The following is a 19,757-nucleotide window of genomic DNA, read 5'->3' as shown; positions in this document are numbered from 1 at the left end:
GCTGCAAACCGAGCTGGAAGCCACCAGTTGTCTGGGCATCACGCCTGCTGCCCCTGCTCCAGACCGCTGTGCATCAAGCTTCGGCTTCGGGCTTGAATGCCAGCGGATTCGCATCTCCCCCGACACGCCCGCTCCAGAAGCGGCCGCGCCGCACGATGGCACGCTCGCAAGGCGCTGCCGCCACGGCCGCTGCCGCATTGGGCGCGCGCAGCACCACAAAGCTGGCCTCGTTGCCCACTGCCAGCCCATAGCCGCGCTTGCCCAGCACGTCGGCACCGGCCACGGTGGCCATGTCCAGCGCCACCTGCAGTGCTTCGTCGGTATAAAAACCCGAGCGATAACCGATCAGCATGGCGCGCTGCAGCATGTCGCCGTTGCCATAAGGCCACCAGGCGTCCTGGATGTTGTCATTGCCGGTGAACACCCGCACGCCGGCTTCACGCAGCCGCAGAATCGGCGGAAAACCATGGTCGCCCGGCGCATTGGTCATGATGGAAATACCGGCCTGTGCCAGCAGGCCGGCCATACGGTCCAGCTCGGCAGTGCCCAGATCACCCAGCCCATAGGCATGGCTGACGGCCACGCGGCCTTCCATGCCCAGCGCGCGGGTACGTTGGGCAATGCGGTCCATCTGGGCCGCGCAGATTTCACCGGGCTCGTGCAGGTGGATATCGATCTTGGCAGCGCGCTTGTCGGCAATGCCAAAGATGATGTCCAGCTGCCCGTCGGCATCTCCATCCAGTGTGCTGGGGTCAATGCCGCCCACCACCTGCGCACCCTCGCGGATGGCAGCGTCCAGGAACTCAGCCGTGTCGGGGCAGGACACCACGCCGGCCTGCGGAAAGGCCACCAACTCGATGTCGATCAAGTCCTTCCACTGCTCGCGGGCCTGCATCACGGCGTGCAAATGGTCCAGCCCCGTGGTCGCATCCACGTCCACATGGCTGCGCATGGCCATGGTGCCAAACGAGGCGGCCTGGCAAATCAGCGCATCGGCGCGCTCGGCAATCGGCCTGGCCGAGGCCAGCGCGCTTTTCTCTATGGCAAGGCGTTCGCGCAGGTTAGAGGCCGGTTGGTGCGGACGCCAGCGATCGCCCACAAAGCTTTTATCGAGGTGAATATGCCCGTCCACAAAACCGGGCAGCACCAAATGGCCTGCCAGGTCTATGACCTCGGCCTGCGGCAGCGCGGGGCGATTGCTGCCCATGCTGGCGATGCGGCCGTCTTGCACGGCGATATGAAGCGCAGAACCATCGGCTGCGACGGCATTCACAAATAAGCGGTCGTTCATGGTGAGTCTTTGTTTTGGCAAGGGCCGCAACAACCGTGCTGGCGCAGGCATGGCATATCCATAGGGTGCGGCCCTGTATTGAAGGCAGATATGCCTGAGCAGCCCGCGCTGCATCAGCCATCATTCACCCCCAAATTAAATATCGAGATTGGACATGCCGGGTTTCCAAATACATCCACACCTGCACAGCCAAGCCGTAAGAGCGTGTTGACGCGCTCCTCGCGGCGCGCCTGCGTACAGATAGTGAACACGCTCTGAGGGCCATGGCGACGGAATGGGCTGTGGCAGCTGTGCCGCAATCCTGGGCATACTTGCGCGTTTGCCTTGCCTGCGCCTGCCCTGCTCTTCGCCTCCATGCCATCCCCTTCACTCACCGCTGCTGCCCCGTCCCGCTCCACCCTGCACCGCCTCAATGCCCTGGACGACTGGCTAATGCACCGCCCCGTCCCCGATCACCTCACAGGGTTCAAGCGCTTTGCCTGGGAGTTCTGGTTCTTTGGTCTGAAGAACGCGCGCAGCTGCTTGTTTGTGGGCCTGTTCTTTGGCGCCGTATTCGCCATGCCCCGCGCCGGCCTGTGGGGTATGCCGCGCTACGACCTGCTGCTGATCGCCGCCCTGGCCATTCAGTTCGCCATGGTGGCCACGCGGCTGGAGACCTGGGACGAGCTCAAGGCCATCACCTTGTTCCACGTCGTGGGCTTTGCACTGGAGGTGTTCAAGACCTCCAGTGGCATCAAGTCCTGGGCCTACCCAGACTTTGCCTACACCAAGCTCTGGGGCGTTCCGCTGTTCTCGGGCTTTATGTATGCCGCCGTGGGCAGCTACATCATCCAGGCCTGGCGGCTGTTCGAGTTGCGCATACTGCACCATCCCCCGCACTGGATGGGCGCACTGATTGCGGTGCTGATCTACGCCAACTTCTTCACCCACCACTACATAGGCGACTACCGCTGGTATCTGGCCGCCTGCGCCCTGGGTCTGTATGCCCGCACCACCGTGCTCTACCGCCCCCTGGACCGCGACCGCCGCATGCCGCTGCTGCTGGCCTTTGTGCTGATTGGCTTTTTCATCTGGCTGGCCGAAAACATCTCCACCTTTGCCGGCGTGTGGAGCTACCCCAACCAGCTGGGCGCCTGGTCGGCCGTGCATGTGGGCAAGTGGAGCTCCTGGTCCATGCTGGTGGTGATGACCTTCACCATCGTGGCCAACCTCAAACACATCAAGCGGCATATTCATGTGCCGGCGTGAGCCCCCAGCAGGGGCGGGAGCGCTGCATGCAAGGGGGTCGTACAGTTTGATTTCATCAGGCCCGAGATGGGCTGGTGCAGCTGGGTGGGTGCAGCGGGGCTGCAATCAACCCACAACGAGCATTTGATCCAAGCAGGCGATGACCGCGTTGCTGTTCAATGCAGCCGTTCAAGACGCGGCCGCTCACCAAGCCAGTGACGGCCAAAGGCCTGCGGCTAAACAGAACTTGTCGTTTTCGCCTCAGCCACAATCCAACTGACAAAGGCCTGCAACGGTGCTTCGCTCAGCCCCAATGGTTCGGGCAACACCAGGCAAAATGTTTTGGCAACGGATTGGCTCGGCGGCCAGGGAGCGAGCAAGCGGCCCAGCGCCAGTTCCGTTTCCACATAAAGGCGTGGCACCAAGGCCACGCCCAGCCCGCAAAGCGCTGCCTCTATCAACATGGCGTGCAAATCAAAGCGCGAGCCCACGGCGGGGTTTGTTAACACCATGCCAGTCTCTTCGGCGTAGCGCTGCCAGGCATCCGGGTTTTGCATGCGATGCAGTCGCGGCAAGGCATCCAGCCCGCAATCCTTGGGGTACTCGGCCAACAGCGAGGGGCTGCAAACGGGAACCAGCACTTCTTCCAGCAAACGGTGTGTGCGCATGCCTGCCCAAGCGGGATGCTCAAAATGCAGCGCTGCGTCAAAGCCGCTTCCCGCAAGCACAAAAGGCTCCATGCGCTCCGCGATGTGCAAGGAGATCTGCGGGCTGGCCTGTTGAAAGCGCTTGAGGCGAGGAATCAACCAGCGCGTGGCAAACGTGGGAATGACGGCCAGGTTCAAGCTCGCCGCACCCGCGGGTTGCCCCATCAGGTATTGGCTTTCCCGCTCCAGACGATCAAGGACCTCGCGCACCTGCGCTGCATAGCGCACGCCACTGGGCGCCAATCGCACACGGTTGCCAACGCGCTCGAACAGCGCCATGCCCAAAAACGCTTCCAGCCTCGCAATCTGACGGCTGATGGCGCCTTCCGTCAGCGCCAGCTCCTCCGCTGCACGCGCAAAGCTGCCGTGGCGTGCGGCAGCCTCGAAGGCCTGGAGGGCGGAATTGCTGGGGATTTTGCGTCGCATGGCTGGAGACAAGCCAAAAGAGTAGCTTGACCAAACATCAATGAAGATCGATTTTATATCGCTATATGGGCTGAATTTCTTTGGCTAGCATGAGCTTATTGCAATGAGAACACCGAGTTCCAAGCAATAGCAGCAACCGCCACCCAAGAAATTCACCATGATCTACACCGTTGAATGCAGCTACGCCGATGCGCAGACCGAAACCGAGTGGAATGACTTCTACAGCCTGCAGAAACTGCCTGCGCTGATCTCTGTCAGCGGCTTTCATACCTCCCAGCGCTTCAAAGTGCTGGCCGCAGGCACCCCTGCCTCTGTGCCCGTTTACCTGGCACTGCACACCATTAATGACCTCAGCGTGCTGACGGGCGACGAATACCGGGAAAAAGGCGGCGGCAACTTTGCCCGCTGGCAACAACACATCACGAACTGGCATCGCAACCTCTATGCCTGTGTGCAGGCCGCACCGGCCGTGCAAGCGGGGGAGTTGTTGCTGGTAAGCCCGCATGGCCCCGAGGCTTTGCAGCACATGGGACTCAGCCCATTGGCCATGGACGCGGTGGCTTTGAAGGGATTCCCGCCGCAACGTTGGATGGCCAAGCTGACGGTGGAGCAGCGCCATGCCATGGCTGCATTGCCCCCGGGCATCCACGCTTATGAAGCCATGACGGAGCAACTGCGCAAGACGGCTTGCCTCCAAAGCGCCTGTTGAGACTGGGTATGCCCAACCTTTCTTTCTATATTTCAGCGCCCATGCCGTCCGAAGCAGATTTGGCGCGGCTGTCGGACGACTGCATGCAGCTGTGCACCATGGTGCTGGCAGCGCAAAAGCAGAACGTTCATGTGATCTATGTCGAGGCCTGCCCAGGGCATGGGCTGCCCATCTTTGTGGAAGTCCGATACCGCTTGGAGCCATTTCGAACGCCCGAGGTGATGGAGCGCTTTATGCAGAACTTGCAGCAATCCATCTTGCAGCACACAGCACTTCGGGCCCGCATCCGGTGTTTTGGCTACGACGCTGCCCAGATTCACGCACTTCACTGACCAAGGCAACAGACACCCATGCTTGCGCAAATTTTCCCCAGTCACCGAGTGGGTGACTTCGACATCACGGCCATCAGCGATGGCTACCTCCATGCCCCGCTTGGTCTTTTGTCGAATATCGACCTCGCCGACGCCACGCAGATGCAAAGCAGCGCAGGGCAGCGCCCCCCCGAGGCCATTCACATCAACTGCTATCTGCTTCGCAGCGCCAGGCACACCGTGCTCATTGATGCGGGTGCAGGCGGCATCAAACAATGGGGCGGCCTATTGCTGCAAAACTTGGCGCTGGCTGGGGTGCTTCCCGGAGATATCGACACCATCTTGCTGACCCACGCCCATCCCGACCATGTGGGCGGGCTGCTCAACGCGGCAGGTCAGCGCGTGTTCCCCAACGCCGAGTTGGTCGTGCATCGCAGTGAATGGAACTTTTGGCGGGATGACGTGCATCTCAGCCGCGCAAGCGAACGCGCCCGTGGCAATTTTCAGATCGCTCGCGATGTGTTTGAAAGTTACCACCCACAACTGCGAACCTTCGAAACCGGAGAGGTGCTTCCTGGTGTGCAGGCCATGCTTTTGCCGGGCCACACGCAAGGCCACACGGGCTATCTATTGACCTCGGCAGAAGAGAGTCTGCTGGTGTGGGGTGACATCGTGCATTTCCCCCATATCCAGATTCAACGGCCCGATGTCACGATCGCCTTTGACCAAGATGCTGCCTTGTCTGCCAACACCCGTTCGCGCATGCTGGACATGGCCAGCGCAGACCAGCTATGGATTGCAGGCATGCACCTGGGAGAGCTTGGATTTGCCCGCATCCAGCGCGAGCGCAGCGGCTTCAGCCTGCAATACGACCACAATTGATCGACGGGCCAAGTGCCCTTCGAGGTCTCAGAGCGGCCGTTGAACTCTTGCGGGAGAGGCATCAGCGTTCAACAATGCTGGAGCGTTGAACGACCTCAATGCGCTTCGAAGCAGTCATATCAAAAAATCTACAGAGTCGCGCCCACTGGCCGACTACAGCCAGGAGTCGCATTAGCGAGAACTACTCAGCAGCGAATTCAAATGTCGCTTCGCAAAGGATGGGGAAATTCAGCGAATTCGCAATGAAGCACTGCTTGTGCGCCTCGTGGTGCAACTGTGTGGCCCGCTGGAGATCGTCACCTGCGCGGATCGTCACTTTGGGCCTCAAGACAATTTGGGTGAAATGCCCCTGGTCACCGCCCACCATCGTCCCTTCGGCTTCATCGACATAGGCAACAACAACAATTCCGGCATCTGCACAAAGGTGCAAGTACCACAGTTTGTGGCAAGCTGATGCCGACGCGAGAAGCAGGTCCTCTGGATTCCAGCGGGCCTTGTCTCCCAAGAATGCAGGATCTGAAGAGCCCGGGATGGAGGGCTTACCTGACGCCTCGACGGTGAAATCCCGACCGTATGCTCTGTATCCCGACGTCCCGCTGCCCTTATTCCCTGTCCACGCCACGGATACGCGATAGCTGTGCTTGTGATGTGCCATGTCGGCTTCCTCCAGGATGGAACTGATTTTGCTCTCAAGCTCGAACTATCTTTTTTCTCAGCTCGGCTACTGTGGCATGGCCTGTTCAAGCAACCATCGAGTGATGGAGGCATGACACATGAATGCCACGGCGAGTATTTGATCATGGTCCAGCTCTGCAGGGGTCAAATGACCGGCAACTTCTGGCCGATCTGCGATCGGTCACAGACCGCAAGCCAGCTGCCTTCCCTCCATAGCCCGGCACCCCACTCGCTGCCCCCAAACCGCTATCATTCCCGGCTTTCCGACTCGGGCTCGCCCGGCCCACCCCACACACTCCATGTCCACCGCCCTGCCCGTTCTCTATTCCTTTCGCCGCTGTCCCTATGCCATCCGCGCCCGGTTGGCGCTGGCGCATGCGGGGCTGGCCTGCGAGCTGCGGGAAGTGAATCTGCGCGCCAAGCCGCAGGCGCTGCTGGATGCCTCGCCCAAGGGCACGGTGCCGGTGCTGGTGCTGCAGGACGGCACGGTGATCGACCAAAGCCTGGAAGTGATGCTGCACGCGCTGCGCGCCAATGACCCGGATGCCTGGCTGGCGCCCACGGCCGGCAGCCTGCAAGACATGCTGGCGCTGATTGAGCGCAACGACGGCTTTTTCAAACAGGCGCTGGACCGCTGCAAATACCCCGAGCGCTACAGCGCCGAGGAAGTGAACCAGGCCCAGACCGATGCCATCACCTGGCTGGCGGAGCTGGACGCACAGCTGGCCGAGACAGGCTATCTGTTTGGCCAGAACCCCAGCCTGGCCGATATGGCGCTGCGCCCCTTTGTGCGCCAGTTCGCCCGCATTGACGAAGCGCAGTGGGCCGAGCAGCCCTGGCCCCATCTGCAAGACTGGTTGCAGCGCTGGATCGACTCTGCCCTGTTTGCCGAGGTGATGGAAACCTACCCCGGCTGGGTGCCCGGTAGCACCGGCCCCACGTTCAGCACGGACAGCGTGGAGTCCGACTGACATCCTGACGCAGGCTGCACAATGCAGCTGCGCGCTTTTGCGCAGCCACACGGGGGCGGCATGGGTTTTGCCGAACGACTGCGCCACTGGGCCCGCCGCATCAAGCGCGACGGGCTGACGCTGTGGTTTGCGCGCCGCCACCCGGCCACGCCTTGGTATGCCAAGGCCCTGGGCCTTTTCGTGGTGGCCTATGCGCTCAGCCCGATTGATCTGATACCAGACTTCATCCCCGTGCTGGGCTATGTGGACGATGTATTGCTGCTGCCAGCGCTGATCTGGCTCACCCTACGCCTGCTGCCAGCCCAGGTGCTGAACGACTGCCGCACCCAGGCCGATGCCTGGCTGCAGGCTGACCACGCCAAGCCCCGCAGCCGCTTGGGTGCCGTGTTGATCGTGTTGTTGTGGCTGGCCGTGCTTGCGGCTTTGGGGTGGTATGGGCTGCGGTGATGGCCTGCCTGGCCAGACTCCAGTGCATGCCATGTATGCCTTCCAAACAAAATGCCTGATTAGCTACATACCTCAGATGAAGCTTCACGACGAATTGTGCTGCTGTTCGCACATGACATCCTGAGGCCGGGGCGAGACCCGGCTTCGGAATATCACTTCACAACAGTGCCTGAGACAAGTATCTAATCAGGACAAAATGCCTGGAAGCACATACGGCCAGCGCATGGAAAGCTCACTTTTTTGAAAACTCCATGGCGGTGCACAGCGCAGACCCCGCACGGGACTGTGGATGCAACTGCTACGAGACCGTCTCCAGCGCAAAGCCCTCATCCACCCACCCGGTGATGCCGCCGGCCATGATCTTCACGGGCCGGCCCAGTTGCGCCAGCCGCAGTGCCCCGCGTGCTGCACCGTTGCAGTGCGAGCCTGCGCAATAGGTCACAAACAAGGTATCGGCAGGCCAATCGGCAAGTTTGCTGGCCACGATTTTTCCATGAGGCAGGTGGATGGCACCCGGCACATGGCCCTGGACAAACAGCGCGGCCGAGCGCACATCCAGCAGCACAAAATCTGCGCCCTGCGCCAAACCATCGTGCACATCCCAGCAATCGGTTTCAAAGCTGAAGGCGGCGGCGAAATGGGCTTCGGCCTGGGCCGAAGGTGCAGCAGGAATCGCAGTCACATGAGAGGGCATATCAAGCTCCGTAGCAAGGGAATTCACATGGTGCGAGCTCTGGCTATTCGCCACAATTGGCCTCAATGACATTGATGGAAAAAATCCTGCCAAACACCACCGGCCCCCTGGTAGTGGCACCGGTCTACGATGGACTGTGCACATTTGAATTCGCCATTACCGCCGAAATCTTTGGCCTGGCGCGCCCGGAGATGGGCAGCGGCTGGTACCGCTTTGCCAGTGCCGCCATAGAGCCCGGGCCGCTGCGTGCCCATGGCGGTCTGACCGTGACCGCAGATGGCGGCCCCGAGCTGTTGGAGCAGGCGGACCTGATCGTCATGCCGGGCTGGAAAGCCGCGCACATTCCGGTGCCTGACGCACTGGCCCAGCGCCTGCGCACAGCCTGGGAGCGTGGTGCGCGCCTGGCGTCCATCTGTTCCGGCGCCTTTGTGCTTGCCGCCACGGGCCTGCTGGATGGCCGCCGCGCGGCCACGCATTGGCGCTATGCCGAGGCGCTGCGCCAACGCCACCCGGCCATAGAGGTTGATGCCCAGGTGCTGTATGTGGATGCGGAGCGCATCTTCACCTCCGCCGGCAGCGCGGCCGGCATCGACTTGATGCTGCACCTGGTGCGCAGCGACTTTGGCGTGGAAGCCGCCAACAGCGTGGCGCGCCGGCTGGTGATGCCGCCGCACCGCAGCGGCGGGCAGGCCCAGTTCATCCAGCGGCCCGTGCCTGCCGATAGCCAGCACCGCCTGGCTGGCGTGCTGGAGCAGGTACGCCGCGATCTATCTGCCCCCTGGAGTGTGGAGCGCATGGCCCTGACCGCCAGCATGAGCCCCCGCACCCTGGTGCGCCGTTTTACCGAGGCCACCGGCCAGACGCCGGCGCAATGGCTGATTGCCGAGCGGGTGGCCGAGGCGCAAAGATTGCTGGAAGGCAGCAGGCTGTCGGTAGAGCAAATCGCCCACGCCGTGGGCTTTGCCAGCATGCAGGCGCTGCGCCATCATTTCCAGGCCCAGCTCCAGCTGGCCCCCAGAGACTACCGCCGCATGTTTGCGGCGCCCGGTACGGCGGCGGCCTCTGTCAATACCTGAAACCTCAAGCCTTTTCGGCCTTTTTCGCAGATACAGCGGGCGCTAGCAGCTCACTTCTTGGAAGCAAACCAGCTTCCTGGCTGACGTGTGCTTGCGGCATTGCGATGACGGCCCGGCGCAGCTTTGGCGTCACCGCCACGTCGCCTTGCGTTGCCTGGGGCTTCGTCCTTGCGGTAGCGCACCGCCACGCCGCTGTCCGTGACGCGATCCGCCCCTTCGCCCTCTGTACCCCAATGAATGTCCTCACGCACAATGGCACGCCATTGGCCTGGGGCCAGATCTCCCAGCTCCAGATTGGCCATGCTGCGGCGAATCAGGCGCAGCGTGGGGTGGCCTATGGCGGCCGTCATCTTGCGCACCTGGCGGTTCTTTCCCTCGACCACGGTGATGGCCAGCCACCAGTCCTGCACGCTTTTGCGCACACGCACCGGCGGGTCGCGCGGCTCCACCTCGGGTTGCGGCGCAAGCAGCTCGGCCTGGCAGGGGCGCGTGGTGTAGTCCTCTATGCGCAGGCCGGCCCGCATGCGCTGCAGCGCGGCTTCGTCGGGCAGGCGCTCCACCAACGCCCAATAGGTCTTGGGCTTTTCGTTGCGCGGGTTGAGCAGTTGCTCGATCAGCGGGCCGTCATCGGTCAGCAGCAGCAGGCCTTCGGAATCCTTGTCCAGCCGCCCTGCGGGGTAGACGCCTGCAGGCAGATTGAATTCGGCCAGCGAACGCGCGCCGTCCTCGGGCGTGAACTGAGACAGCACGCCATAGGGCTTGTGAAAGAGGATGTACTGGGGCATGGAACCGGCATTGTCGCGCCAAGCGAGTGTCTATGCAGGAGGCTCAGGCGCTGCGCGAACTGGCGCATTCCAAGCCAGGGACATCGAGCAAGGGCCTGCACCGCCCGCAGCAAGGCTGTCGTCTCTCCGACGCGCGCATGCTGTACCCATGGGAATTTCTTGGCGACTTAAAAGATCTGGCTTTGCCAAAGCCGCATAAAACTGGCGCCCCCAAAGCCAGAGACAGCGAGCAAGGGCCACCCCGCAGCGGAGCTGCCGTCCCTTGAGGGGGAAGACGCGCAGCGGCTCAGGGGGTGCTTTATTTCAACGACGGCGCAGCAGCACCGCCAGCAGCAAGGCAAAGCCCGCGAAACAGATAAAAGACCAGTTGGCGATGGAGCCGCCCAGCAAGGTCCAGTCCACGGCCGCGCAATCGCCCGAGCCGCGGAAGATCATGGGGATGGAACGGCTGATGGGGTAGTTTTCAATCATGCCGTAGAAGTCGCGGCCGCAGCTGGCGAACTCGGGGGGATACCACTGCAGCCAGCTCTGGCGCGCGGCCACAAAGGCACCAAAGCCGCTGGCCAGCAGCGCCAGCACGCTCCACCCCATCCACCAAGCCTTGCGGCCATTCAGGCTGGCCAGGCCGGTGAAAACGGCCATAGCAACCAGCGCATAGCGCTGCACGATGCACATGGGACAAGGCTCCAGCCCCTGCGCATGCTGCAGATACAGGCCAAAGGCCAGCATGGCCACGCAGACCGCAGAGATCAGGGCCAGCACGCGGCGCGGGGCCTGGCTGAGGGTGTTTACAAACTGCATGCTCATCCTTGTTGTCTGGGGCGCTCCCTGCCCCATGCAGGGTGCGCGTGTTCAGATTCCGGCGGCCTCGTCCACAAACACCTTGGCGCGGCGGGGGGTGACCACCAGGGTCTCGCCTTCGCGCAGTGCCATGGCCTGGAATTGCTGGGCCGGGATCTGGGCTTCGATCAATTGATCCTCGCCGCCATTGTCCGCTGCTTGGGTGCTGTCCACGGGAATAAGTTCCAGCCGCGCAATCGGCCCCACCACGATGGCGCGCACCAGTTGCACCACAATGCCCGTGGGCCGGCCCTGCAGGTCCAGGTTCTGGCCGGGCGAGTAACGCTCCACATCCAGATCATGCGGGCGCACATAGGCAAAGGCCTTGGAGTCGGTGGCGCCGGCGGCGTCCTGGCTTTCCAGCTGCAGGCCCTCATCGAGGTAGACACGGCCATCGCTGGCGCGGCCCTGGAACAGGTTCACATCGCCCAGAAAGCCATACACAAACGGGCTGGCCGGGTTGTCCCAGACCTGCTGGGGCGTGCCTTCCTGCTCGATCTTGCCCTGGTTAATAACCACCACGCGGTCGGCCACTTCCAGGGCTTCTTCCTGGTCATGGGTGACGAAGATGGAGGTCACATGCAGCTCGTCATGCAGGCGGCGCAGCCAGCGGCGCAGCTCTTTTCTCACCTTGGCATCCAGCGCGCCAAAGGGCTCATCCAGCAGCAGTACCTTGGGCTCCACCGCCAGCGCGCGGGCCAGGGCAATGCGCTGGCGCTGGCCGCCCGACAGTTGCGAGGGGAAGCGGTCGGCAATCCAGTCCAGCTGCACCAGCTTCAAGAGGCTCATCACCTTTTCCTTGATCTGGGCCTCGCTGGGGCGTTCGCGACGCGGCTTGACGCGCAGGCCAAAGGCCACGTTCTCGAACACGGTCATATGGCGGAACAGCGCGTAATGCTGGAAGACAAAGCCCACGTTGCGATCGCGCACATGGACATCGGTGGTGTCTGCGCCGCTGAAGTGGATGCTGCCCACATCGGGCGTTTCCAGCCCGGCAATGATGCGCAGCAGCGTGGTCTTGCCGCAGCCCGATGGGCCCAGCAGCGCGATCAGCTCACCCGACTGGATATCGAGGCTGACATCGCGCAGGGCCTGGAAGTCGCCGAACTGCTTGCTGACGTTGCGGATAGCTATGCTCATGGTGTTCTCGGATTCGGTGGTGGCGCCTGTTTCAGGGCTGGACAGTCACAGGGGTCGGGCGCTCGGGCGGCAGCGCGGAGGCGGCCTTGCGCTGCTGCTCGGCCTTCCACTCGGCCACGGTCTTGATGACCAGGGTCACCAAAGCCAGCAGCGCCAGCAGCGAGGCAGCGGCAAACGCGGCCACGGACTGGTATTCGTTGTAGAGAATTTCGACATGCAGCGGGATGGTGTTGGTCTGACCCCGGATATGGCCGGACACCACCGACACCGCGCCGAACTCGCCCATGGCGCGGGCGTTGCACAGAATCACGCCATACAGCAGCCCCCACTTGATATTGGGCAGGGTCACATACCAAAAGGTCTGCCAGCCACTGGCCCCCAGCACGATGGCGGCCTGCTCTTCATCATTGCCCTGGGCCTGCATCAGCGGGATCAGCTCGCGGGCAATAAAGGGGAAGGTGACGAAGACGGTGGCCAGCACAATGCCGGGCACGGCAAAAATGATCTTGATCTCCGGGATGGTGAAGCTCAGAAACCACAGCTTGAAGGTATGCGGCTCCGACAGCCACGGGCCCAGCCAGCCGTTGGCACCAAACACCAGCACATACATCAGGCCGGCCACCACGGGTGAGATGGAGAACGGCAGATCAATCAAGGTGGTCAAAAAGGCCTTGCCCTTGAACTCGTACTTGGCAATGCACCAGGCCGCTGCCACGCCGAACACCAGATTCAGCGGCACGGCGATGACGGCGGTGATCAGTGTCAGCTGGATGGCAGACCAGGCATCGGGCTCGCGCAGGCCTTCCAGATAGGCAGCCCAGCCCTTGCGCAGCGCTTCGGTGAACACCGCAGCCAGCGGCAGCACCAGAAACAGCGCGATGAAAGTCAGCGCAATGCCTATCAACACCCAACGCACGGCGCGCGGTTCGGTGGTGGTCAGCTTCTCGGGCTTGCTGCCCTTTTTCGGGGCCGTCAGCTTGTAGGCCAGCAGCACGGCCGCAAAAATGGCGCCCAGCACCTTGAGCAAAAAGTAGTGCTGCTCGGTGAAGTTCAGATTCATGCCGGCGCTCCCGAATGGCGGCGCTGCCAGGCTTGCAGCGCGTTGATGATGAGCAGCATGACGAAGGAGAAGACCAACATCACCACGGCCACGGCGGTGGCGCCGGCATAGTCGTATTGCTCCAGCTTGCCGATGATGATCAGCGGAGTGATCTCCGAAATCATGGGCATGTTGCCGGCAATGAAGATCACCGAGCCGTATTCGCCCAGGGCCCGGGCAAAGGCCATGGCAAAGCCGGTGAGCAGCGCGGGCGTGATGGCGGGCAGGATGACCTTGTAGAAGATCTGCCAGCGCGAAGCGCCCAGGCTGGTGGCGGCCTCTTCCAGCTCTTTTTCTGAGTCTTCCAGCACCGGTTGCACCGTGCGCACCACAAAGGGCAGGCCGATGAAGATCAGCGCAATCACCACCCCATTGGGGTTGAAGGCCAGTTGGATGCCCAGCGGCTCCAGGTACTGGCCCACCCAACCATTGCCAGCCAGCAAGGCGGTGAGCGAAATTCCGGCCACGGCCGTGGGCAAGGCAAAAGGCAGGTCCACCAATGCGTCCACAATTTTTTTACCGGGGAACTGGTAGCGCACCAGCACCCAGGCCACCAGCAGACCGAACACCAGGTTCACCAGTGCCGCCAGAAAGCTGGCACCAAAGGTCAGCTGGTACGAGGCCAGCACGCGCGGTGCGGTGACCGCATCCCAGAACTGGGGCCAGGTGAGCGTGAAGGTTTTGAACAGCAGTGCCGACAGCGGGATCAGCACAATGATGCTCAGATAAAACAGCGTATAGCCCAGCGTCAACCCGAAGCCGGGCAGAACGCGCTTGGCGCCCCCACCCCGGCGCACCCTGGTGGGGGCGGAGGTGGCGGCGCCAGGCGCTGGGCTGGAAGGAATCGCAGCAGACATCAAGGTTTCCTGGCAGCCGGAAGGTCGTGGTGGTGAAGGCTTGTGGTGCGCCCGGCTTACTTGCCCGGGGCGTAGATCTGGTCGAACTTACCGCCGTCGTTGAAGTGCGTCTTCTGCGCCTCAGCCAGCGAACCGAAGTACTTGCCCACGGTGAACTGCTTGAGTGGCTTGAACTGGTCGGCATGCTTTTTCAGCACCGCTTCGGAGCGTGGGCGGATGGCATGCTTGGCGGCAATTTCCTGGGCCTCGTCGGAATACAGATAGTCCAGATAGGCCTTGGCCAGGGTGTCGCCGCCCTTTTTCTTGGCGGTGCGTTCCACCACGGCCACGGGGTTTTCCGCGACGATGGACACGCTGGGGTAGACCGCATCGACCTTGCCCTTGCCGAATTCACGGTCCACCGAGATCACTTCCGACTCGAAAGTGATCAAGACGTCACCGATGTTGCGCTGCAGAAAGATGGAGGTCGCATCGCGGCCACCCTTGCCCAGCACAGGCACATTCTTGTAGAGCTGCTTGACGAATTCCTGGGCCTGGGCATCCGTGCCGCCGGCCTCGCGCACCGAGCCCCATGCGGCCAGATAGGCGTAGCGGCCGTTGCCACCGGTCTTGGGGTTGACCACCACCACCTTCACATCGGGGCGGGTCAGGTCTTTCCAGTCCTTGATGTTTTTGGGATTGCCATTGCGCACCAGGAACAGCATGGTCGAGGTGGTGGGCGATGCGTCATGCGGGAACTTCTTGTTCCAGTCCTTGGCCACCACACCGTTCTGGGCCAGAAAGTCGACGTCGGTGGTGGTGTTGAAGGTCACCACATCGGCATCCAGCCCGTCATTGACGGCACGCGCCTGGGCGCTGGAGCCGCCGTGCGACTGGTCCACCTTCACATCCTTGCCCGTGGTCTTTTTGTAGTGGGCCACAAAGGCCTGGTTGTAGTCCTTGTAGAACTCACGTGCCACGTCGTAGGAGACGTTGAGCAACTGATCCTGGGCCGACGCCATGCCGCCGGCAGCCAGTGCCAGGGTGGCCAAAAGAGTCTTGAGCTTCCAAGCGGTCATAAGTCCTTGCCTTCGACATGTGTCGTTTTGTTCAGTAATGCAAGCATTGTGAAGATGCGCTCTTAAAACTCAAAAGAATATATTCTTGTTAATTTATCGTTTTTCCGAATAAAGACGCATGCAACTTACTGCCTGGGTATGGAGAACGCTGTGCCGCATCCTCCGTCCAGGCTTGTTTCAGCCGCGAGAGTCGCAAAAAACTACACTGCACGCTGTTCTCAGCTTGGGCGTGACTTGCATGGACATCAACCTCATTCGAAATTTTGTGGAGATCGTCGATGCACGCAGCCTGAGCGCAGCGGCGCGGCGACGCGACATCACACGCTCCAAAGTCAGCAAGGAACTCAAAGCCCTGGAAGCCGCGCTTGGTGTGACATTGCTACACCGCACCACGCGGCGCATTTTGCTGACAGCTCCGGGAGAAGTCTTGTACACCCATGGCCGCAGCATCATCCAAGAAGTTGAAGCCGCCCAAGGGGCCATTGATGCACTACAGCATGTGGTGACTGGCTCAGTACGACTGAGCATTCCAACCGGGCTGGGAGAGCTGTATTTGGCCGACATGTTGTTGGCATTTCACAAGCGCTATCCACAGGTGCGCATCAGGGTGCTGTTCTCCAACCGGGTCAACGACCTGATGAGCGCGGAAATTGACGTGGCGGTGAGATTGGCGCTGGGCGTGCAAGACCATTTGGTGGCCCGCGACCTTGGGCCTGTGGAGTTTGGCCTGTATGCGCACATCGATTTCTCGAAAGCCCATCGCTTTGCCAGCCCCACCGAAATTCCACATGGAGTCTTAATCACTCCCCCGGGAGATGGGAAAACCTACGCCATCACCATCAAAAATCAGCACCAGGAAATTGCACTCAAATGCGAGCCCTATTTGACAAGTGAGCATTTCCCTTTTCTGAAGCAGTCCATGCTCAAAGGCTGTGGCGTTGCGGCGCTCCCCCACTACATGGTCGTGGATGAACTTCGCAATGGATCGGTGCAACGTGTGTGCCCCGACTGGAGCATTTCAGGGCTGGGAGATCGCCTGTATATCGTGACCGCAGAGGATCGCCGCCCCTCGCATGCCGTCAGGGTCATGACCGATTTCCTCAAGGAAAATCTGCAGCGATTTGTTTCCTGAAACCAGGTCACATGCTGCAGACCTTGAAATGAGGAACCGCTCAGTTATCCAACGTGATGTGATTGTCAGCGATCACTTGGTGCCACGTTTTTCTATCCGACAACAAAAATGCGTCCAGTTGCGCCTGGCTCTGCGGCTTCTGAGCCACCAGATACTGCTTGGTCAATGTGGTGATGAAATCCGTTTTTTGCATGACCACATTAATAATTTGTTGCAGCTGGTTTTTAATTATGGGCGACGTCGCCGTTGGGACGGATATCCCAAACCAGGTCGATGCCCGAAACCCTGGGAATCCTGATTCAGCAACCGTGGGCGTTTGAGGCAAGAACTGCGAACGCTCTAATCCTGTGGTGGCAATCGCCAGCAACTTACCAGATTTGATTTGAGGCAGAGATGTTCCTATCACATCCACCATCATTTGCGTATCGTTGGACATCAATGCAGTCAATGCCGGCGCGCTGCCATTGAAGGGAATATGGGTTGCGGCCACATTCAAGCGATATTTAATTAACTCCGTCGTCAGTTGCAGGGGGTTGCCTAATCCAATCGAGCTGTAATTAATCTGCCCACTATGATCTTTGGCATATGCCTTCAGGCTTTCGATATCCTTGATCCCCGTTTGGCTATTACTCACCAGCACCAAGGGGGCTTCCGCAAGGATATTGAGCAACGTCAATTCTTTGTCTGGGTTGTAGGCCAGTTTTTTGTACAACAAAGGATTGAGTACCATGCTGGCATTACTGGCCAATAGCAAGGTATAGCCATCTGCTGGTGAACGCGCCACTGCGGCGGCGGCAATCATGGTGTTTGCACCCGGCTTGTTCTCCACAATCACCGGCTGTTTTATTTCCACCGACAAGTAATTCGCCAGTGTCCGGGCCAGTACATCTGCCGATCCACCGGGGGCATAGGGGGTGATCAGCTTGATGGGCTTATTCGGGAATTCATTTTTCTGCGCCCAAGCACTGCCCACTGCAGCCAACGCACAGATCGCTATTAGCATTTTCTTCATGACTTGTCTCCTGCATATTTTCAATAAATCACACCTTACGCTGTGATGTTAGCCAATAGGTGTCACGCAGCTTTTTCTTTGCTATTTTCCCGTTCTCATCGCGCGGGAGTTTTTGAAATACGAAGTGGCGCGGGATTTTATAGGCCGAAAGTTTTCCTTGCAGCCATGTGAGGAGTTCTTTTTCCAGCATGCTGGCATCTTTTACGGTTTCTACCAATGCCAGCAACTTTTCGCCATACTCGGCATCCGGCACACCAATCACCGCGCAGTCTGAAATATAAGAATGCTTGAGCAGCTCATTTTCAATTTCTGCTGGATAAATATTCACACCACCAGAAATAACCAAATCCGAGTCTCTGTCACACACATATAGAAAGCCTTCGGTATCAAGATAACCCATATCACCCAAGGTAATCATGCCGTTATAGGCAATCTTTTGGCGTGCAGCTTCATTGCCCTGGTAAGTAAAGTCGGCATACGCAGGCTGGTGCACATAAATCAGGCCCACCTCTCCCCTGGGGACAAGGTTGTGAGCCTTGTCCAAAATCTCCACTTGCGCATCCAGCAAGGGGCGCCCTGCACTGCCAGGATGCGTCAACGCGTCTTGCGCGTGCATGAAGGTGACCAGCCCCGCTTCGCTGGATGCATAGGTCTCATGGACGATGGGCCCCATCCACTCGATCATGGCTTTTTTCACTTCGGGGGCACAGGGCGATCCAGTGGAAGCAATAAAGCGCAGCGACGAGATGTCGTAACGACTGCGTACCTCCAGTGGCAAGCGGAGCAGCCGGACATACATGATGGGCACCATGTAAGCGGTGTCGATGCGGTGCGTCTCGACCAACTGCAAAAACTGTTCGGGATCAAAGCGTGATGTCAATACGACCAGCTCGCTGAGCATCAAGGCGTTTTGAAAATACAGGCTCGGTGCACTGTGATAGATCGGTGCGGTAAGCAAGGTACGTGCCCCATAGCGCAACCCGTAGGCAACTTCCACCAATGTCCGATTGACTGCCTGGCGATGCGGCAACTCCTCTAGGGGAAAGGTAAAGCGCACCACCCCCTTGGGCCGCCCCGTGGTGCCCGAGGTATATGCCATATGCCCACGAGGAGCAACCAAGGGCCCGTCATAAGCGGTCAGGCCAGCCAGCCAGGTTTCGTAATCGTGATTGCCATGGGCCGCATCAATCACAAGCTTGGGGATCTGCGTCGCCAATCCAGGCGCCAGCTCGTCCAGCAAATCCTGACTGCAAAGCAAAGCCTTGGCACCGCTGTCTTGCAGCAAAAAGTGGATCTCTGCAGCCGTGAAATGCCAATTGATCGGGCAATACACCACGCCTGCCATACGACAGGCATGTACCACATCGGCGTATTGCGGACAGTTCTTCAAAAGGACCGCAAGCACGTCACCGGGATTGAAACCCAATCGCACCAAACCCTGCGCCAGGCGAGCACCGCGCTCTTGCTGCTGCGCTGCATCCAAACTGAGACCGTTGCACAGCAAAGTGGAGTGAGGTTGCACCATTATCAACGAGCCTCCTTGGCCAAAGCCTTGGCCTGGGCCCAGTCCGCATCGTTCCAGGCTTGGTAATCCGTGAAATACGCGCCATTGGCCAGTGCATCGCCGCCGTCCAATGTGATGGTCTGGCCATTGAGCCAGGTGTTGCCTGGCGCCAGCATGTAAGCCGCCAGATTGCCGATGTCTTCGCCCGCTCCCAGACGCCGCATGGGGTTGTCCCGTTGACGCTGATTGACCGCATCCTCATTGCCACCAATCTGGGGACGCAGTCGCGCGCTGGCCCCCTGGGTCGGGATCACACCTGGTGCAATGGCATTCAGACGAATGCCTTTGGGCCCCCATTCCACTGCCAGGGACTTAGTCATCGCATCCAGACCTGCTTTCGACATGGCGGAAGGCACCACAAACGGCGATCCCGTATCCACCCAGGTCACCACAATGGACAAGACCGCACCTGGCAATCCCTGAGAAATCCACTGCTTACCGACCGCTTGCGTGACGTAGAACGTGCCTCGGAACACGATGTCGGAAATTGCATGGAAACCATTGATGCTCAGGTCTTCGGTACGGCTGACAAAGTTGCCTGCAGCGTTATTGACCAATGCTGTGAGTGGTCCATGCAGCTGCCATATGCCTTCGACCATCTGCGCCACATGCTCAGCAGAGCGAATGTCCAACCTATGCGCGAAAGCTTTCGCGCCAAATTCGCCCTTCAGGGTTCGCACTGCTTGCTCCAGCACGTCCATGCGGCGTCCGCACAGATGCACCTCAGCTCCTAAAGAGGCCAGCTTGCACGCCATGGCAAAACCAAGCCCTGTTCCGCCCCCCGTCACGAGCACCCGTTGTCCACGGTACAAATTCGTATCAAACATATGGTTGTCTCCTGCGTTTTACACACT

21 protein-coding genes are annotated in these 19,757 nt (G+C 60.3%); 8 read left to right on the top strand and 13 right to left on the bottom strand.

Annotated features, from left to right (window positions below):
• Window positions 1-73 precede the first annotated feature (73 nt).
• The gene (locus ACA027_RS09165; protein ID WP_370682064.1) at window positions 74-1,291 is read right to left on the bottom strand and encodes an amidohydrolase family protein; all 1,218 of its coding nucleotides are present in this window, start codon (window positions 1,289-1,291) and stop codon (window positions 74-76) included.
• Window positions 1,292-1,723: 432 nt separating this feature from the next.
• Here ACA027_RS09165 and ACA027_RS09160 point away from each other — a divergent pair, with 432 nt between their 5' ends.
• The gene (locus ACA027_RS09160) at window positions 1,724-2,539 is read left to right on the top strand and encodes a DUF817 domain-containing protein (RefSeq protein WP_370682549.1); all 816 of its coding nucleotides are present in this window, start codon (window positions 1,724-1,726) and stop codon (window positions 2,537-2,539) included.
• A gap of 215 nt (window positions 2,540-2,754) precedes the next feature.
• Here ACA027_RS09160 and ACA027_RS09155 read toward each other — a convergent pair whose 3' ends face one another.
• Window positions 2,755-3,651 carry a LysR substrate-binding domain-containing protein gene (locus ACA027_RS09155; protein ID WP_370682063.1) on the bottom strand — a complete coding sequence of 299 codons (897 nt, stop codon included), beginning with the start codon at window positions 3,649-3,651 and terminating at the stop codon, window positions 2,755-2,757.
• A 157-nt stretch (window positions 3,652-3,808) separates the two neighbouring features.
• Here ACA027_RS09155 and ACA027_RS09150 point away from each other — a divergent pair, with 157 nt between their 5' ends.
• Genes ACA027_RS09150 through ACA027_RS09140 form a run of 3 tightly spaced genes read left to right on the top strand, consistent with a single transcriptional unit; the run spans window position 3,809 to window position 5,553 of the window.
• Entirely contained in the window at window positions 3,809-4,360 is a 552-nt protein-coding gene (locus tag ACA027_RS09150; protein ID WP_370682062.1) for a sugar ABC transporter, read from the top strand.
• A 41-nt stretch (window positions 4,361-4,401) separates the two neighbouring features.
• The gene (locus ACA027_RS09145; protein WP_370682061.1) at window positions 4,402-4,692 is read left to right on the top strand and encodes a hypothetical protein; all 291 of its coding nucleotides are present in this window, start codon (window positions 4,402-4,404) and stop codon (window positions 4,690-4,692) included.
• Between the two features lie 18 nt (window positions 4,693-4,710).
• Complete coding sequence (locus ACA027_RS09140; protein WP_370682060.1) at window positions 4,711-5,553, top strand: MBL fold metallo-hydrolase; 843 nt, start codon at window positions 4,711-4,713, stop codon at window positions 5,551-5,553.
• A 181-nt stretch (window positions 5,554-5,734) separates the two neighbouring features.
• Here ACA027_RS09140 and ACA027_RS09135 read toward each other — a convergent pair whose 3' ends face one another.
• Window positions 5,735-6,208: an OsmC family protein gene (locus ACA027_RS09135; protein ID WP_370682059.1), complete on the bottom strand. Its 474-nt coding sequence runs from the start codon at window positions 6,206-6,208 to the stop codon at window positions 5,735-5,737.
• A gap of 319 nt (window positions 6,209-6,527) precedes the next feature.
• Here ACA027_RS09135 and ACA027_RS09130 point away from each other — a divergent pair, with 319 nt between their 5' ends.
• Both ACA027_RS09130 and ACA027_RS09125 read left to right on the top strand, forming a co-directional pair.
• On the top strand, window positions 6,528-7,199 hold the full coding sequence (locus ACA027_RS09130; protein ID WP_370682058.1) for a glutathione S-transferase: 672 nt from the start codon (window positions 6,528-6,530) through the stop codon (window positions 7,197-7,199).
• 60 nt (window positions 7,200-7,259) lie between these two features.
• Complete coding sequence (locus ACA027_RS09125) at window positions 7,260-7,646, top strand: YkvA family protein (protein WP_370682057.1); 387 nt, start codon at window positions 7,260-7,262, stop codon at window positions 7,644-7,646.
• A 298-nt stretch (window positions 7,647-7,944) separates the two neighbouring features.
• Here the strand turns inward: ACA027_RS09125 and ACA027_RS09120 are convergent, their stop codons facing one another.
• Window positions 7,945-8,340: a rhodanese-like domain-containing protein gene (locus tag ACA027_RS09120; RefSeq protein ID WP_370682056.1), complete on the bottom strand. Its 396-nt coding sequence runs from the start codon at window positions 8,338-8,340 to the stop codon at window positions 7,945-7,947.
• A gap of 65 nt (window positions 8,341-8,405) precedes the next feature.
• Between ACA027_RS09120 and ftrA the strand changes: the two genes are divergently transcribed.
• A complete protein-coding gene (gene ftrA, locus ACA027_RS09115; protein WP_370682054.1) occupies window positions 8,406-9,416 on the top strand; it encodes a transcriptional regulator FtrA in 1,011 nt (336 codons plus the stop codon).
• A 50-nt stretch (window positions 9,417-9,466) separates the two neighbouring features.
• Here ftrA and ACA027_RS09110 read toward each other — a convergent pair whose 3' ends face one another.
• The 6 genes from ACA027_RS09110 to ACA027_RS09085 form a co-directional block, all read right to left on the bottom strand.
• Window positions 9,467-10,201, bottom strand: a complete 735-nt coding sequence (locus ACA027_RS09110; protein WP_370682053.1) for a pseudouridine synthase — start codon at window positions 10,199-10,201, stop codon at window positions 9,467-9,469.
• Between the two features lie 303 nt (window positions 10,202-10,504).
• On the bottom strand, window positions 10,505-11,002 hold the full coding sequence (locus ACA027_RS09105; RefSeq protein ID WP_370682052.1) for a disulfide bond formation protein B: 498 nt from the start codon (window positions 11,000-11,002) through the stop codon (window positions 10,505-10,507).
• Between the two features lie 51 nt (window positions 11,003-11,053).
• Entirely contained in the window at window positions 11,054-12,181 is a 1,128-nt protein-coding gene (locus ACA027_RS09100) for a sulfate/molybdate ABC transporter ATP-binding protein (RefSeq protein ID WP_370682051.1), read from the bottom strand.
• A gap of 31 nt (window positions 12,182-12,212) precedes the next feature.
• Entirely contained in the window at window positions 12,213-13,241 is a 1,029-nt protein-coding gene (gene cysW, locus ACA027_RS09095; protein ID WP_370682050.1) for a sulfate ABC transporter permease subunit CysW, read from the bottom strand.
• Window positions 13,238-14,137, bottom strand: coding sequence for a sulfate ABC transporter permease subunit CysT (cysT, locus tag ACA027_RS09090; RefSeq protein ID WP_370682049.1), 900 nt, complete (start codon window positions 14,135-14,137; stop codon window positions 13,238-13,240). Before cysT ends, cysW begins: the two co-directional genes overlap by 4 nt.
• A gap of 56 nt (window positions 14,138-14,193) precedes the next feature.
• A complete protein-coding gene (locus ACA027_RS09085) occupies window positions 14,194-15,195 on the bottom strand; it encodes a sulfate ABC transporter substrate-binding protein (RefSeq protein ID WP_370682048.1) in 1,002 nt (333 codons plus the stop codon).
• A 238-nt stretch (window positions 15,196-15,433) separates the two neighbouring features.
• On the opposite strand from ACA027_RS09085, the gene ACA027_RS09080 reads away from it, so the two are divergent.
• Complete coding sequence (locus ACA027_RS09080; RefSeq protein WP_370682047.1) at window positions 15,434-16,327, top strand: LysR family transcriptional regulator; 894 nt, start codon at window positions 15,434-15,436, stop codon at window positions 16,325-16,327.
• A gap of 40 nt (window positions 16,328-16,367) precedes the next feature.
• Here the strand turns inward: ACA027_RS09080 and ACA027_RS09075 are convergent, their stop codons facing one another.
• From ACA027_RS09075 to ACA027_RS09065, 3 genes are read right to left on the bottom strand one after another with little or no spacing between them, the layout of a single operon-like run.
• Window positions 16,368-17,339 (bottom strand): Bug family tripartite tricarboxylate transporter substrate binding protein, encoded by a 972-nt coding sequence (locus tag ACA027_RS09075; RefSeq protein WP_370682045.1) that lies wholly within the window; start codon window positions 17,337-17,339, stop codon window positions 16,368-16,370.
• 28 nt (window positions 17,340-17,367) lie between these two features.
• Window positions 17,368-18,864 (bottom strand): AMP-binding protein, encoded by a 1,497-nt coding sequence (locus ACA027_RS09070; protein WP_370682044.1) that lies wholly within the window; start codon window positions 18,862-18,864, stop codon window positions 17,368-17,370.
• Between the two features lie 2 nt (window positions 18,865-18,866).
• The gene (locus tag ACA027_RS09065; RefSeq protein WP_370682043.1) at window positions 18,867-19,730 is read right to left on the bottom strand and encodes an SDR family oxidoreductase; all 864 of its coding nucleotides are present in this window, start codon (window positions 19,728-19,730) and stop codon (window positions 18,867-18,869) included.
• Window positions 19,731-19,757 lie beyond the last annotated feature (27 nt).

The organism is Comamonas sp. GB3 AK4-5, assembly GCF_041320665.1.
Classification (GTDB): domain Bacteria; phylum Pseudomonadota; class Gammaproteobacteria; order Burkholderiales; family Burkholderiaceae_C; genus Comamonas.
The sequence above is the reverse complement of the archived record's forward strand: the minus strand, read 5'-3'. Positions and strand labels throughout refer to the sequence as shown.